The sequence below is a fragment of the Pirellulales bacterium genome (assembly GCA_035939775.1).
Classification (GTDB): domain Bacteria; phylum Planctomycetota; class Planctomycetia; order Pirellulales; family DATAWG01; genus DASZFO01.
In genome coordinates, this window is the sequence record DASZFO010000350.1 from 44,887 (window position 1) to 60,931 (window position 16,045).

A 16,045-nucleotide genomic window follows, 5' to 3' on the forward strand; every position below is an offset into this window, starting at 1 on the left:
CCTTAGTCCTTCGCACTTCGTACTTCGTACTTCGCACTTGACGCCGGCTTGCGCACGTGCAGCAGCACGGGCAACGAGGCTTGCTCCCCGTCCACCTTGGCCACGGCATAGAAGAGCCGATCGGTCTCGGGCACCCAACTGGCCGCGTTCAAGTACAGCGTCTGCTCGGTTTGCCCTTCGGGAATCAGGATGCCGCTCAGCCCGATATTGTCGACGATCACGCCATGCGGCAGATTGTCGACGTCGAACTGGATCCGGTCCTCGATTCCGCGGCGCTCGACGCGCAGCTTGCAGACCGCGCCGCCGCCGGGCGCGATGACCACTTCGGTGGGTTGGGGAATGTCGAGTTCCGCCGGCAAGTCGGCCAGGACCGAAAGTCGGAACCGGCCCAGATTGTGTCGCGGATTGCCGCTCGTCTGGTCGAGCGTGAATGTCAGGAGCGCCCCTTCGGCGAAGTTGATCGGCCGCTTCAACTCAAAAATGATTGCGTGTGCTGGATCGTCGTCCGTGCGCGGCACGGGCCAGCCGTGCTCGGGATCATTCGCGGCGACAGCCCAGCCGGTGGCCGAATCGCCGTCGATCGTTCGTGCGGCCTCGTTGCCCGGTTGCGAGTAATCGGCCGTCGCGGAAGCGAGCACGACCGGCTCAGCTTTTCCGAAATCGCTCTTCGGCCCCGCGGCGACGCGGAACTCCGTCAGCACGAAATTGCCGTTGCCGTCTGCCCGGCCTGGTGAACCGGCGGGAAGGCTCTTGTCGCCGAGCGCCTCAAGGCGGAACGCCCGGATATTCCGAGCGTCGGTCGTGGCGACGATCGTATACGAATCCTTGTCCGGATTGGCGCCGCCGGCCAACAGCGAATGGTCGCTCTGCTTTGTGAGCGTGGCGCCGCCGCGCGAGATGGCGCTGGTCGGATCGAGAGCGATCCACTCCTGCCTCGGCGGACGGTGGACGACCGTTTCGTTCGTCGGCTGGGCCGGCGACAAATGCACGAGTAGCTTCGGCTTGCCGGCCAGCTTGATTTGGCCCAGGCCGTTCACCGTCTTGGTCACATCGCGGCCATCGATTCGGGCGGTGGCGGTGATCTTCGTCATCGCGCGGTTTTGATCCGTCGGCGGCGGGGCGGATTCCAAAGCGTTGATCACGCCGTCGGCTTCCAAGTGACCGGCCTGAATCACGATCGGCGTCGTTGCGACGAACCCCGGCGGCAGGCCGTCGATATCGACGCGAATCTCGCCGTCAAAGTAATCGACGCGATCCACGGATAGCTTGAATCGCTTGCCGCTGCCGGCGTTCACCGTCGGATCGACGACGCCGAGACTCACATTGAAATCCGGTTTCGGCTCGCGAACGGTTAACCGATAAATGTAGCGATCGCCCCCCTCGCCGCGGACATCGACCACCCGCACCAGATAGCTGCCTTCGGCCGGAGCGGTGAACAACAGCCGAGAGTCGCGCCCCAGCTTCCGCTGGCTGTCGTCGTCGTTTGAATAGTAAATCGGAAAGACGGGCAGGCCGTTGTCGGGGAGCTTGGTGCCCGGCGGATGCGGCTCGACCACATAGACCGGCTCGAAATTCGGGTGGTCGGTCGCTGTGGTGTCGAAATACGGGCGGCGGCGTCCGGCCAGGTCGCGATAGACGAGGAAATCGGAATCCGGTCCCTGCGGAGCACGATACAGCTTGCAAACCTCGCCGCCAATATACACATATTGGTTCAGCTCCATCTCTTCCCAATTCTTGAGCCGCGGTTGGTTGCCCCCTGAATCGATCCCGCGGAAATTGATGTATGAATCGCGAACGGCCTGCAGCAATAGCCGCTCGATCGGCCGGCCGTCGGCGGTGAGCACGTCGATCCGCGTGTCGATCGGCGAGCCGCGGCGGGCGGCGTTCGTCTCGATGATCCACTTCTGTCCAGCTTTCGACTCGAAGCGATAGTAATTCGCCTCGGGGGGTTGCCCCGCCGGTCGGCGATGAATCCGTCCGCAGGCGCTGCCGGGAACTGCGATCGGCAGCGCCTTTTGGGGCGAATCGTTGGGCATGGTCGCCACCACTTCCGGCAGATCGCTGGCGATCACCTTGATTTCGCGGCGCGTGCGGAATTTCGCGCCGTCGATCGGGACGGTCGCCTCGCCCGCGGCACCGGCTGGGACTTTCACTTTTGTCCCCATGGGGATGTTGGGACCGATCAGCTCGACCTCCGTCGTCGCGTTGGCCGGCACGCTCGGCGGAAAACAATCGAGCGCGTACGCAAAGGCGCCAATCGTTAGGCGATACGAATGGTCCTTTCCGCCGGCCATCATCCGATCGTCGATCCTGACGATATACTTCCCGGCTGTGGCGAACGTGTAAGCCATGAGCGGATCGCTGTTCGCGTCGGTAAGGCTCTCTTCGCTGAGCAGCTTGCCCTCGGCATTGAGGAGCGCCAGTCGAGGGGCGGCCTTCGATTTGATGCTCCGCGCCGCCACATCAAACACGAGCGTTTGCCCCGCCAGAGCATCGAAGCTGAAATAGTCCGCGTCCCCCGGTTTGTCGAGCGTGCCCTTGATCGTCACAGGGATTGCAACGTGGTTGGCTTGGCTGTGGCTATCGTTCGGCTCGGTCTCGGCTTGCTCGGGGATGGCGTCGACAGTCTGAATCAGCGGGAGCGCGGCCATTGTGATCAACGACGCGACTTGATGGTTTAGCTCTTGGCGAAACACGCTGCCAAACAAACGATCCATTCGCGCCAACCATTTTTTTGTAGCCCAGGCGTTTACGCCTGGGTCGGCACCGCGGAAAGATCTTTCTGGAGCCCCGTTCACGGGGCTTCTCGTCGCGGCTTTAGCCTCTGAAGGGGCGACAAAACGGGATTTGATTGGCTCCGGACCCCTGGCGTGAACGCCTGGGCTCCGCAAAAGTGACTCCCCGGCGTAAACGCCGGGGCTAACATGAATCCGTCCCGTTGCAATGCGTTTTCCATTGGACGTGTCATAGATTGCAAGCGTCCCATCCATTCGTCCGACGACCAGCGCGTTTCCGCCCGGCAAGAATGCCATCGCCGGCACGGCGTCGGGCTGGCGCTCCAGAGATCGCTGCTCTTCGAGCGTGCCGGCGTTCCAAATCTTGAGCGTGCCGTCTTCGCTCGAAGAGGCCAACATTTTTCCGTCAGTCGAGTAGATGAGCTTCACGATCGGATGCTCGTGGGCGAACCGCGAGAAGAGGATTGGATTTGTCCCTTCCTTGCCCGAGGCGCTGATCTGCCAAACGCGGATTCGATTATCGACCCCCGCGGCGGCAAGCTGCCGGCCATCGGGGCTGAACGCGATCGTATACTGATCTGCAAGCGGCTGGCCGAAAGTCTCGAGGCGCTCGCCGCTCGCGACCTCCCAGAGTTTCGCGGTGCGATCGCCGCTGGCGCTGGCCAGCAGTTTGCCTTGCGGAGAGAAGGCGAGGGCGTAAATCGCGCCGTTGTGTCCGACGAGCGAGCGGATTTCCGCGCCGGTCTCGACGTTCCAGAGCTTGATTTGTTGATCGTAGCTCCCGGTGGCGAGCGTTTTTCCGTCGGGGCAAAGCGCGACAGCATAAATGCTGTCACGATGCCCGTGGAACTTTTGGAGCAGCGTGCCATCGGCCACGTTCCACAGCCGCGCTTCGCCGAACAATCCCGCCTCGCCGGCCGCTGCGGCGAGCTTCGTGCTATCGGCGCTGAACGCCACGTCGTTCACGTTGCCGCGAACGTCGCCGAGCGTCAGCGCCAATTTGCGATTCTCAGCCGAAAGCAATTCGACTCGGCCGTATCGCGCCACGGCGATCCAACGGCCGTCCGGCGAGCAAGCCATCGCATTGATCGGCTCGCGAACCGGCGCCGTCGCGGCGATCTTCGGAGCGACCAGCCGCGTGGGATCAAGCTCCGCGCCCTGCGGCCCCTTCGCGCCCGCTTCCACCCACCGCTTGATGAGCGCGATCTCCTCGGGCTTGGGTTTGTCATTGTCCTTCGGCGGCATCGAGGGCTCGGTCTCGCCAGTCAGCACCCGCACCAGCCGGCTCTGCGCCAAATTGCCCGGCACAATCTCCCCGCCCCGCTTTCCCCCTTCGAGCAAGCTCGCGTAGCTTTCGAGAACAAGTTTCCCTTCACGATCAGTCCCGTTGTGGCAGCTCGTGCAGTATTTGACGAACAAGGGCGCGATCTGATCGTTGAAATCGGGTGCATCGCCAGCGAGCGCCGTCGCTCCCAGCAGAAGCAACATCCAAACAAAGACGATCGACCGCTGCAAGCACATGATTCGACCGGGAATAGCAGGTTCCGATGCGTCCGCGCGGACTTGACACACCCTACTCGTGTTTCGTTCCATCTCTCAATGATTGAACAAAAACTCTTTGCCGCTTAGCAAGCTCCAATACAAATCCTCAACCGCCGCCCGTTTTTCCGCCGACGGCACTTGGCCCAACTCGGAAGCGAGTTGCTGCTTCTCCGCGTCGGCGGGGAATCGCGATAGCGCGATCAAATAGGCCTCTTCGACGATCTTGTCGTCCGTCGTATTGGCTTCGAGCAGGTGCTCGACGCGGCTCCCTTTGGCGGCCAACTTCTGATTGATCGTGTCGCCGTTGGTGATGTGAAGCACTTGCACCATGCTCGGCTCGTTGGTTCGCTCGCATTCGCAGGTCAACAGCCGTTGCGGTCGGCCGAACGATTTGAGGAAATACGAATCGACATTGGAATCGGGCAATTGGATCGCCCGCCAGCCGGGCGCGTAACCCTTGAACTCGCTGGGCGTGCCGCTCACTTGCGAGATCGCATCAAGCAGCACTTCCGCCCGCATCCGCCGGGGGAAATAGTGCGAGTAAAATCGCCGATCAGCCTCGTTCTCCGGCAGCGCTTGGCTGGATCGCTGGTAGGTTTCGCTTTGCAGAATCAACCGCATCAACGATTTGAGATCGTAGTGGTTTTCGACGAGATTCTTGGCGAGAGCGGAGAGCAGCTCGGCGTTGCTCGGCGGATTCGTGAGCCGCACGTCGTCGACCGCCTCGACCACCCCAACGCCGAGGAAATTCGCCCAAATGCGATTCGTGATCGCGCGGCTGAAATAGGGGTTCTCCGGCGCGGTGAGCCATTCGGCGAGCGCGAGCCGGCGATCGGCCGCCGAGTCAAACGGAATCGCATCGCCGTCGAGCGGCCGCGGCGGCTGAGGATGCCCCGTGCGCGGCTGAATCAATTCGCCCTCGGTCGTCGGGAAGACGGTCACGTTGCCCTCGCCGTCGGCGTTCTTAATCTTCACTCGCGAATAGAGATTCGCCATACCGTAGTATTGATCGTTGGTCCATTTTTCGAGCGGATGATTGTGGCAATGGGCGCACGTAATCGACATGCCCAGGAAGGCCTGAGACGTGGTCTCGGACATCTCCAGCGGGTCTTTGTGCAGGGCAAAGAAATTGGCCGCGCCGTTCTCGAGCGTGCTACCCGAGGCGGTGACGATCCGGCGGGCGAGTTGGTCCCAGGGCGTGTTCTCGGCCACTTGGCTCCGAATCCAGCGATAATAGGACCACATCGCCGGGGCCGGCAGCTTCTCACTGTTGACCAAGAGCAGATCGGACCATTTGTACGTCCAATAATCGACGAACTCGGGCCGCGCTAGCAGCGCTTCGATCAGCCGGTCGCGCTTGTCGGGGGCCGAGTCGGCGAGAAATGCCCGCGTCTCGTCCACCTTGGGCAACACGCCGATCGTGTCGATGAACGCTCGCCGCAGAAACGCCGCGTCATCGGCTCGCGGCGATGGGGGCAGCTTCAGCCGCTTGAGCTTGGCGAGCACGAGATCGTCGATGAAGTTGCGCCGCGCGGCCTTGGCGAACGCATCGGCCGAGACCTGCTGCGCGAAGGGCACGGTGATCGTCGCCACGGCGATCCGGCTGGCGAACCAACCGCTGACCACTCCCTCGCCGGACCCCATTACCTTGACCCGCCCCGCTTGATCGACCTGAGCCACCGATTCGTCGGACGATGTGAACTTGACCCAGTGAGTGACATCATCGCTGTGCCCGTCGGAGTAGTAAGCTCGCACGAGCAACCGCTGCGAATCTCCCGGCTTGAGCACAACGCCGGCCGGGAGCATTTCGAGATGATCCAGCCGCGGATCGTCAGCCTTGGGGGCGGGCGCGCCGGCGGCGATCCAGGCCGCGATCGTGTTGTAGTCTGGCGAATCGACCTCGAACCGCACGCCTCCTTTGTGCGGCAGCGCGCCGCTCGGCTTGAGCAGCAACAAGCTCCGCCCGGGATCGCTCGGCACAATCCGCCTTCCGCGGGCCTGGCGAGTAATCGCGAACCAATCCGACTCGGCATCGAACCCGCGGAGCGACAGCTTGAATCCGTTCTTCCCCGCCGCCGCTCCGTGACACGCCCCGGAATTGCAGCCGGATTTCGCCAGCACCGACTGCACTTGATTGCGAAAGCTGACCTCCGCCGGCCGCTCTTTGCCGAGGACTGTCACCTCGGCGGTGGCCATCTGCGGACCGACCTTCGCCGTGAGTTTGGCCAAACCGTCGCCGACGGGCAGCGCTACGCCGTCCTTGATTGCAACAACCTTGGGATCGCTAGGTGTCCACTCGACGCCGGCCGTGATTTCGCCCACGAAATCCTCGCCGCGCCGAGATTCCACCAATAACGGCTGCCGCGCCGCGGGGCCGGAGAGCGTAAAGTGCTGCGGCAGGACGACCAAGTTGTCAGCCGCTCGAATCGCGCTTGATGCCAAGATCGCGGCGAAGAGCGCGACGATGAAAACCGGCCGAAGTCGAGGAAACGTCATCATGGAAGGGGCCGCTCGATCAAATTGAAAGCCCAATAGCCGTCGGTGTCGCGGAGGCGGTCCAGGCGATAATCGCATTCCAGCACGGTCGAACGCTGAAATCCATCGGCATCGCGTGGCGCTGGCTCGAATCGAGTCGTGCCCGTAAATCTGAAAGATCAATTCCTCTCCTCTCGCATCGACCAGCCAGAATTCCCGAACGCCCGCAGTCCAATATGCGGCCGGTAATCGCCGCGTGTCCTTTGTGATTGAGCTGTCGCTGACGATTTCGACAATCAGATCAGGCGGACCCTCGAACTCGATGAACCGTCCCGCCTCCCCACCAGCTTTCGGCACCAAGCGAATCCGCCCTTCCCTGAGCGCCGCATGCGATACGAACACGATGTCTGGCTCAACGGAAAGTTGCGCCTGCGGCGACGAGATTCGCGTGCAATCTGTAAACACTCGTCCGCGAACTTGGCGCTTAATCCTTTCATACAGCGCCGTCGCCAATTCCGTTTTCAGCACTCCGTGGCAGAAGATATCCTCTGGAGACATGTTTACTTCAATCCTTCCGTCCAAAAAGTCGATTCGCCCGCGCTCGGGAAACTCATCCGACACCGCCCATTTGCGAAAATCCTCAAGCGAGCGCAACCCGAGCGGCACTTCAACCTGCTCTTGGAACACGACGCATGGCGCCATACTCACCGGTGTTTCCAGTTGCCCGATTCCCATGATTCGTTCCCTTCCTCTCTTTCGCCATCCTGCTGGCGATGGCGTCCGAACGCAGTCTCTCGTACACTTCGGTTCGCCCTTCGGTCTGAGGCTCAGGGTCGAAGACAAGCGAACCGACTAACGACCGACCGCCGGCCTTCGATCTCTGGCCTCCAACTACTAAAACAACTCTCTAATCGCATGCTTCCCCGTATCCACTAGCGGGAACGGGCGGCCTTGTGGGCCGGGCAAGGTCTTTTCCACATCCAGCCCGAGGCTGTAGAAGATCGTCGCCACGACTTCGGCCGGCTCGACAGGTCGCTCGACCGGCACCGCGCCGATCGGATCGCTGCGGCCCACCACGCGGCCCCCTTTCACGCCGCCGCCGGCGAAATAAATCGTCCAACATTGCGGCCAGTGATCGCGGCCGCCGGCCGGATTGATCCGCGGCGTGCGGCCGAATTCCTGCAAGTTGCAGACGAGCGTGTTTTCCAGCATCCCGCGTTGCACAAGGTCTTCGATCAGCGCGCTATACGCCTGGTCGTACATCGGCGCCACATCCTTCTTCATCTGTTCGACCGAGATGAACGGCAGCGAGCCGTGAATGTCCCAGCTTAGCTCATTGAAGACGGTCAGGAACGTGTTCACCGTGACGAACCGCACTCCCGCCTCGATCAGCCGCCGCGCGAGCAGACAACATTGCCCGAAGCGATTCACGCCGTACCGCTCGCGAACTTTCTGCGGCTCTTTGGAGAGATCGAAAGCCGAGCGGGCCTGCGGGCTGGTCATCATCCGGAAGGCGGCCTCGAAGTTCGCATCCAAGAGCTTCGCGTCTTCGCTGGCCTCAAACTGCTTGAGCGATCCCTCGACCACGTCGCGCAGCTTGCGGCGGCGTTCCAGCCGCGCCTCGCCGATCTGCGGCGGCGGCAAGAGATCGGGCACCTTGAAATTCGGCTTCGACGGATCGGCCATCAGCACAAATGGATCGTTGGCCTTCCCCAAGAAGCCGGCGTCTTGCCCATGAGACAAGCCGCCGCCGGTGTTCCCCATCGGCTCGGGCAGCAGCACGTGCGCGGGCAAATCGGTCCGGCGGCCCAGCAGATAGCTCACCGCGCAGCCGGCGTGAGGCGTGTTCACGCCGCCGGTGAAGAGCCGGCCGGTCTGCATCATCTGGTGGCCCGTGTCGTGCACGCCGGCCGCCGTGTGGAAGCAGCTTCGCACCAATGAAAACTTGTCGGCCAGCTTGGCGTGCAGCGGAAGTATCTCGGAAATCTGGATGCCGGGGGCGTTCGTCGCAATCGGCTTGAACGGCCCGCGAATCTCGACCGGGGCCTCGGGCTTCATGTCCCAGGTGTCTAGCTGGCTGGGGGCCCCGAGGTTGAAAATCATGATCACCGAGCGTTCGTCGTGCCCCTTTTCGACCGCTCCCTGGGCTTTGAGGGCCAGGAGTTCGGGGAGCGCGAAACCCAATGCACCGAGCGAGCCGACCTGGAGAAAATCGCGCCGGGTGACGCCATCGCATGTTTTGGCCGTGCCGCGGCCGATCAGGTTGAGCATGGTTGGAGCCTTGAATCCCTGGGTGGTTGTGGGATCGCTCGACCCTATCCAAGAACCGCCTGCGGAGAAGGGGACAGTCCCCTTTTGTTCCGAAGACTCCACAAAAGGGGACAGTCCCCGGCGGTTCTTTGATAGGCTCCTACGTTAAGGAGCGGCCAGGAGGGATGGACGCCGCTCGAAATCTGCTCTTGATGCTACCACCCCGGCATGGCTGCTTCAAGCTGCGGAAATACGGTATCATTTTAAGTGAGATCTTTCTGAGCCAGCGTTTCCCGCTCGAATCATTATCACCGCGATTATGCCTAAAACTGTGCTTTCGTCGCGCTTCGAGCAGGCCCTGATTTACGCCGCCATACTGCATTCCGGCCAAGCGCGAAAATCGACTTCGGTCCCTTACATCTCGCACGTACTGTCGGTCGCCGCGCTCGCGCTGGAAAACGGCGCCAGCGAAGACGAAGCGATCGCCGCACTCTTGCACGACGCGGTTGAAGATGCCGGCGGCGCGCCGCGGCTCGAAGATATCCGCTGCCGCTTCGGTGAGGCTGTTGCCGAAATCGTGGCGGGCTGCACCGACACCGACGAAACGCCCAAGCCGCCGTGGAAGGAGCGAAAGCAGGCGTACATCGCGCAGCTCGCCCATGGCTCGGATTCCGTCAAACTGGTCTCGTGCGCCGACAAGGTCCACAACGCCCGGTCGATCGTCGCCGACCTCCGCGAGTTGGGCGATGCGATATGGTCGCGGTTCACCGGCGGCAAAGCGGGCACGCTTTGGTATTACCGCACGCTCGTCGAAACGTATCAGCAACGTGGCGGCCCGCAGAGGCTGCTCGGCGAACTGGTCCGGACGGTCGATGAAATGCAAAGGCTCGCCGGCTCATCGCGGTGACACCATGGTCCAATCATCCGGAACGCTCCTCTACCGGCGCAAGGACGCGGCTCTTCAAGTGCTGCTCGTCCATCCTTCGGGCAATTACAATCGTCACAAGCCCTGGGGCATCCCCAAGGGGCTTCCCGACGAGGGAGAATCGCTCGAAGCAGCCGCCCGCCGCGAAACGATCGAAGAGACCGGCGTCGTTCCGGGCGAGCTGACGCCACTCGGATCAGTCTTCTATCGCAAGAGCGGGAAACAAATCCATGGCTTCGCCGGGCCGGCGCCGGCCGATGCCGAGGCGCGCTGCGCCTCTTGGGAGATCGATTCGGCCGAGTTCATCCCGATCGTCGAGGCTCGAAAGCGGATCCACCCCGATCAGGCGCTCTTGCTCGACCGGCTCGAAGAACTCTTGGCCTGCCCGAAAGGCTGAATGGTCGGAGGCTTTTGCCCTCATGCCTGAATCCGTGAATAACAGTCTGAGCGCCACGCGCGATCGGATGGTCGCCAAGCAGCTTCACGACCGCGGGATCACCTCGCCGGCGGTCCTCTCGGCGATGGGGCGTGTGCCGCGCGAACGGTTCGTGCCTATCGAGTTTCTCGCCGAATCGTACGCGGATCGCGCGCTGCCGATCGATTGCCGCCAGACGATCAGCCAGCCCTACATCGTCGCTATCATGACCCAAGCGCTCGAACTTTCGGGGCGAGAATCGGTGCTCGAAATCGGCACGGGGAGCGGCTATCAAACGGCCATCCTGGCCGAGCTGGCCGCCAAAGTCGTCAGCGTCGAGCGGCATGCCGAGTTGTCGGCGGAGGCCGGCCGTGTTTTGAGCGCGATCGGCTACAAGAACATTCAACTCATCGTGGGAGACGGCACGCTCGGCTGGCCCGCCGAAGCCCCTTATGACCGGATCATCGTCACGGCCGCAGCCGCGCAACTGCCGCAAGCCCTGTTCGATCAATTACGCGAGGGAGGCATTCTCGTCATTCCCTTGGGAAACGCCGAATCGCAGTCGCTCGTGGCAATCGGTAAGGTCAGCGGGCAACCGCAAGCCACCGAACTCTCCGGTTGCCGGTTCGTCCCGCTCGTCGGCGCCAACGAACCGCCCGGCGACGATTGTTGACGACGTACGCTCCCCTAGCCGTTTGCCGACTCGGTCATTATCATTCCATTGATGAACTTCTCTACCGCCCTTGAGCGTCGCCAACTGGAAGCGCTCGACGCTCAGGCCCTCGTTCGACATCAACTGCGGCGGCTGAACGAGCTGCTGGACGCGATCCTGCCGGCCAACGCGTTTTATGCGACGAAGCTGGTTGACGTGCCGCGCCCGATCCGCTCGCTCGATGCGCTCTCCGCCTGCCCATTCACCTTCAAGGAAGAACTGCTCGGGATTCCGCACGGCCACGATCTGGCGAACAACCGCACCTGGCCGCTGGACCGTTATGCTCGCTTCCACCAAACGTCCGGCACGCATGGCCGTCCGCTGGCCGTGCTCGACACGCCCGACGATTGGCGGTGGTGGATCGAATGCTGGCAATACGTGCTCGACGCCGCCGGGGTGACGACGGACGATCGCGTGCTGATGGCATTTTCGTTCGGTCCGTTCATTGGTTTTTGGAGCGCCTACGACGCGCTCGCCCAGCGCGGCTGCCTGCTGGTGCCGACCGGCGGAGTGAACACGCTCGGCCGGCTGGAATTAGCCCGGACCAGCCGGGCGACCGTGGTTTGCTGCACGCCCAGCTACGCGCTTCACCTGGCCGAGGTCGGCGCCGAGCACAAGCTCGATGTTGGCTCGCTCGGCGTGCGGCGGCTGATCCTGGCCGGCGAGCCGGGCGGATCGGTTCCCGCGGTCCGCGACCGCATCGAATCGCTTTGGCAGGCCAAGGTGCTCGATCATTGCGGGGCGACCGAGGTCGGACCCTGGGGCTTCGGCGATCTCGAGGGAAACTGGGTGCGCGTGATCGAAAGCGAATTCATTGCCGAGTTCCTTTCGATTGCCACCGGCACCTCCGCGGCCGAAGGAGAACTCGCGGAACTCGTGATCACGACGCTGGGCCGCGCCGGCAGCCCGGTGATTCGCTATCGCACGGGCGATCTCGTGCGGCCGACTTGGCGAAGCGAAGGGCCGAACCGGTTCGTGCGGCTGGACGGCGGCGTGCTCGGACGGACCGACGATATGCTGATCGTCCGTGGGGTGAACGTCTTTCCCGCCTCGATCGAGCAGATCGTGCGCAGCTTTCCCGAGATCGTCGAGTTTCGCGCGACGGTCTACAAGGAATCGCAGCTCGATCAGCTCGCGGTGGAAATCGAAGACCGGCTCGAACAGCCCGATCGTGTCGCGAGAGAATTGCAATTGCGGCTGGGCCTCAGCGTGACCGTCCGCACTGTGCCGCTCGGCTCGCTTCCGCGGTTCGAAGGAAAAGGAAAGCGGTTCGTCGATTCGAGAAAAAGTGGCGAGTGACGTGAGATGAGCGGGTAGGGCACACTGTGCGTGCCTGTGCGCGAACGAGAATGCTCGATGAACCTCTGTCCGACCAAACTTGCGATCGCCGGCGAAGGCCGCCTGGCGATCGAATGGAGCGACGGCCAGCGGCGCGAATATGCGTTCGCGGAACTGCGAGACCGCTGCCCTTGCGCAACGTGCCGCGAGAAACGCTCCGCGCCAGCCCCGGCGACGCTCCTGCCGGTGCTCAAGCCGCAAGAAGCCCGGCCGCTCAAGGTCCTCGGCATGAAGCCGGTCGGGCACTACGCCTACTCGATCGAATTCAGCGACGGCCACGACACGGGGATTTATACGTTCGAGCTGCTGAGGGAGTTAGGCAACGAGGTGAAATGACGAATGTCGAATGACGAATGCATAAAGAATGACGAAGCCCGAATGTCGAAGATCCGCCGCGGCGCGACGCATCGCCGTAGGATGCCTTCTGATTCGTCATTCGATCATTAGCCATTCTTTAGACATTCGTCATTCCTCACTTGCCCTTTTGAAACGGATCGGTCGGAACGGGGCCGAGGCCGGAACCGCCCGCGCCTTCTGCCGGCGTCTTCTTCTTGATAATGTCGGCCGGGCCGACGTGGACTTTCTTGTAGTCCTCATCGGAAATCAGGAAGTACCAGTCCGCGAAGCGATCGTTGAGCTGCTTGGCGTGCTCCTTGCCTTTCTTAACCGACGCGTCGTACTCGTCCTGCTTGCGCTTGTTTTCCGTCTCGACCCGCTTGCGCTGCTCGTCGAGGGCTTTTTCTTCATCCGCCCGCTTGATGTCGCTCGGCGGATTTTTGTCTGCACCGGGTTTCTTGCCGTCGCCGGCGGCTTTGGATTCGGCCGGCTTCGCGGCCGGCGGCTTGTCGTCCGGTTTCGCGGCCGCGGGATTCGGCGCCGCGGGCTGTGCGGCCTCAGGCTGTTTGGCGCCGCCTTTGGCCGCAGGTTCGTCGGCGAGCGCCAAGAGCATGTCGCCGCGATTGATCTCGGCCGATTTCTTGGCGGACGGAGCTTTGTTGTCCGGCGCCTTACCGGACGCGGGGCTGGCCGCCGGCGGCTTTGTTGGGGCGGGGCTCGTCGCGGGAGCCTTGTCGGGCGCCTTGCCCGCATCGGGTTTCTTCTCGTCGGTTTTCTTCGCTTCGGGAAGCGGTTCGAGAGTCGGCTTGGCGATCAAGTCTTCATTGAACCGCGCGGTCACGAACACGACTCGCTCGGCATTGGTTCGCTTTTGATCGTCGGCGGATTTCGCGGCGGTTTTCTTGTCCTTCGCATCGTCCTTGTCGCGGAGCGTCAGGTCCACGCCCCCGAAGCGAATCGTGTATTCCACGCCGTCCTTCATTCCCACGGTCATGTCGCCCCCCGCCGAGAAAACATCGGTTGGCTTTTTTTCCGGCAGCGGGACGAAGCCTTTGTTGGCGAGCGAGTCTTGGGATTCCGCGTCGTCGAAGAAGGTCTTATTCTTCTTGAGCTTTTCCGCGAGCGGGGCCGGCTTGCGTTTGACGTCGGCGATTTTCAGGCCGGAAAGATTCATCTTCGCGTCGTTAAGCTTGGCCGTATCGAGTTCTTCATCGGCGGCCAGCTTCGCTTCGGTTGGCTTGTCGTTCTTGTAGTCGGTCAGCTTGCTGACGGTCCAAGAGGCCTTCGGATCGTTGTATTCCAAGGCGATATCGCTCTTGCGGGCGACGCCGATCTCCTGGCCGCGCTCTTCGAGATTGTAATCGCGGATTTGCAGCTTGGTGATGTCCCAATGCTGCTTCAGCCCGAGCAGATCGGAATCGATCCAATCGGGAAACTTCGTGGAGAATAGGTCGGTGGCCAGCGCCGCCTTGTAAACGCGGTCTTGTCCGGCGCGGCGGACAAACCGCAAGCTCGACGAGGTTTCGCTGCCGCCGGCCGGCTTGTCTTCCTTGCCGATGATGAGCCGGGCCAAATCCTTGCCATCTTTGTCCTTCACCGTGACCAGTTTGCCGACGCCAACGGCGGGCTGTCGGAGCTTCACGGGGTCCGGCTCGACGACCCCGTAGGTCTCGTGGCTTCCCTGGGCGTCGCTGACAACCTCGATCACCTTGAGGTTGATCAAATCGCTGGCGGCTTTGACGACGTGGTCCTCGGCATTGGCCGGGTAGTTTCCGTGCGAGGGCACGCACCATTTGCCATCGACCAAGGCCACCTTGAAATTGCGGACCGCCTGGGTCGCTTCATCGAACGTGGCGATCTCCATGCTCTTGGCGGCCGTGGGGTCCTTCCACTCCGTGAACAGCGGTTGGCCGATCTCGCCTTCTTTCTCGGCATAGGGGAGCTTGGGGCGACTGACAATCGCCAGGACCAGCAGCACCGCGGCGACCGCAACGGTCGAGATCGTTTTCGTGGATTCAGTCATTGGTCAAAGTTCCACTGGTAAGTTTTTAACGGTGAACGGTCGCAGTCGTAGGGTGCGTCAAGTCCGCGCGGACGCACCGGAATCGCGTGCTACGGTGCGTCTGCGCAAAGCCTTGACGCACCCTACGGCTACTTTGTACTTCGTACTTTTATCGCAGTCGCGACTTTGCAACTCCCTCGCGCTCTTCCGCGCGGCGGCGGAAGTAGACGAACACGGCCACCAGGAACGGCGGGATCGGTGGAAACAGCACGGCAATAAACTTGTAAAAATTCTGCTCGTGGCGGATGTCTGTATTCAATTTGCGATCGAGCTTCTCCACGTCGCGCTGGTAGTCGCGGTCGAGTTGCTCTTCCTTGTTCTTGACCCGCTGTTCCTCGACCGCCCGATTGATGACCGCCTCTTGCAATTCCATTTGCAAGTCGAGCGAAAGGTCTTCTCCCTTGCTTTGGGCATCATCGACTTTTTTCTTCAGGTCTTGAAACTTCTTGCTCACGTCCGCCGCTTCTTCCTCCGTCTTTTTCTTTTCCTCTTCGTATTTGTCCTTGTATTCCTTTTGCTTGTCGACGACGTCGGCCTGATATTCGGCTCTCTTTTCTTCGATCGTGGTCAACTCGCGGTGCGACGGCTTGCGCTTGCGGATTTCGATGAACCGGTCGTCGCCGGAAAGCGCGTCGAGCGCGTTGACCACAAACACGATATTGTCGAAATGCACGCCGATGTCTTCCTCTTCGGAGCGGGCCCGAATGTCGAACACGTTGCCGTTCATCAGATCGATGTCGGCCACGAGGATCACGTTGAGCTGATGAGTTTGCGGCGCCGGCTTCTTCGCGATTTCGGGGGCGTCCGTGGCTTTGCCCTTGCCGGCTTTGTCGTCGCTGGACTTCGCTTCCGCCGTTGCTTTGCCTTTGTCGGGCGATTTGTCGCCGCCTTCCTTGCCGTCCTTGCTGTCGGCCTTGGCGGCGTCCGAGGATTTGGGATCATCCTTTTTCGCATCGGCGGGCGGATCATCTTTCTTCGCGGCGTCGTCCTTCTTCGCGATTGCGTCCTTCGAATCCTTGCCATCCTTCTCGTCGCTCGCGGCAGTAGGATCGATGGTCTTCGTTTCGCCCGAGATGCGGGCCGCCAGCGCGTACGGCACATGAGTGATGTTTTGGTTCTCGGTCAGCAGCAAGCGTTGACCGCTCCTGGCCGCCTTGATCTGATCTGGAAGGATCGTTCCTGTCCGATCGCCGGTGCTGACCAACTCGGTCCACTTCATCTTCGAGGCGTTCAATTTGGAGAACGCTCCGGGGAA

The 16,045-nt window shown here is 61.9% G+C and carries 10 protein-coding genes; 5 read left to right on the forward strand and 5 right to left on the reverse strand.

What is annotated here, in order from left to right; all coding sequences use genetic code 11:
* Nucleotides 1-2 precede the first annotated feature (2 nt).
* The 3 genes from VGY55_22575 to VGY55_22585 form a co-directional block, all read right to left on the reverse strand.
* The gene (locus VGY55_22575) at nucleotides 3-4,256 is read right to left on the reverse strand and encodes a c-type cytochrome domain-containing protein (protein ID HEV2972771.1); all 4,254 of its coding nucleotides are present in this window, start codon (nucleotides 4,254-4,256) and stop codon (nucleotides 3-5) included.
* A gap of 75 nt (nucleotides 4,257-4,331) precedes the next feature.
* Complete coding sequence (locus VGY55_22580) at nucleotides 4,332-7,487, reverse strand: DUF1553 domain-containing protein (protein HEV2972772.1); 3,156 nt, start codon at nucleotides 7,485-7,487, stop codon at nucleotides 4,332-4,334.
* A gap of 159 nt (nucleotides 7,488-7,646) precedes the next feature.
* Complete coding sequence (locus VGY55_22585) at nucleotides 7,647-9,023, reverse strand: DUF1501 domain-containing protein (GenBank protein ID HEV2972773.1); 1,377 nt, start codon at nucleotides 9,021-9,023, stop codon at nucleotides 7,647-7,649.
* Nucleotides 9,024-9,321: 298 nt separating this feature from the next.
* Here VGY55_22585 and VGY55_22590 point away from each other — a divergent pair, with 298 nt between their 5' ends.
* The 5 genes from VGY55_22590 to VGY55_22610 are packed head-to-tail and all read left to right on the forward strand — an operon-like array spanning nucleotide 9,322 to nucleotide 12,728.
* The gene (locus tag VGY55_22590) at nucleotides 9,322-9,909 is read left to right on the forward strand and encodes an HD domain-containing protein (GenBank protein HEV2972774.1); all 588 of its coding nucleotides are present in this window, start codon (nucleotides 9,322-9,324) and stop codon (nucleotides 9,907-9,909) included.
* Nucleotides 9,910-9,913: 4 nt separating this feature from the next.
* Entirely contained in the window at nucleotides 9,914-10,324 is a 411-nt protein-coding gene (locus VGY55_22595; protein ID HEV2972775.1) for an NUDIX domain-containing protein, read from the forward strand.
* A 22-nt stretch (nucleotides 10,325-10,346) separates the two neighbouring features.
* The gene (locus VGY55_22600) at nucleotides 10,347-11,015 is read left to right on the forward strand and encodes a protein-L-isoaspartate(D-aspartate) O-methyltransferase (protein ID HEV2972776.1); all 669 of its coding nucleotides are present in this window, start codon (nucleotides 10,347-10,349) and stop codon (nucleotides 11,013-11,015) included.
* Nucleotides 11,016-11,066: 51 nt separating this feature from the next.
* The gene (locus VGY55_22605; GenBank protein HEV2972777.1) at nucleotides 11,067-12,353 is read left to right on the forward strand and encodes an AMP-binding protein; all 1,287 of its coding nucleotides are present in this window, start codon (nucleotides 11,067-11,069) and stop codon (nucleotides 12,351-12,353) included.
* Between the two features lie 57 nt (nucleotides 12,354-12,410).
* Nucleotides 12,411-12,728, forward strand: coding sequence for a DUF971 domain-containing protein (locus tag VGY55_22610; GenBank protein ID HEV2972778.1), 318 nt, complete (start codon nucleotides 12,411-12,413; stop codon nucleotides 12,726-12,728).
* Between the two features lie 136 nt (nucleotides 12,729-12,864).
* On the opposite strand, the gene VGY55_22615 is transcribed toward VGY55_22610, so the two are convergent.
* Nucleotides 12,865-14,751 carry a DUF4340 domain-containing protein gene (locus VGY55_22615; protein ID HEV2972779.1) on the reverse strand — a complete coding sequence of 629 codons (1,887 nt, stop codon included), beginning with the start codon at nucleotides 14,749-14,751 and terminating at the stop codon, nucleotides 12,865-12,867.
* Nucleotides 14,752-14,899: 148 nt separating this feature from the next.
* Nucleotides 14,900-16,045, reverse strand: a 1,146-nt coding sequence (locus tag VGY55_22620; GenBank protein ID HEV2972780.1) for a hypothetical protein, incomplete at its 5' end; no start/stop codon positions are given.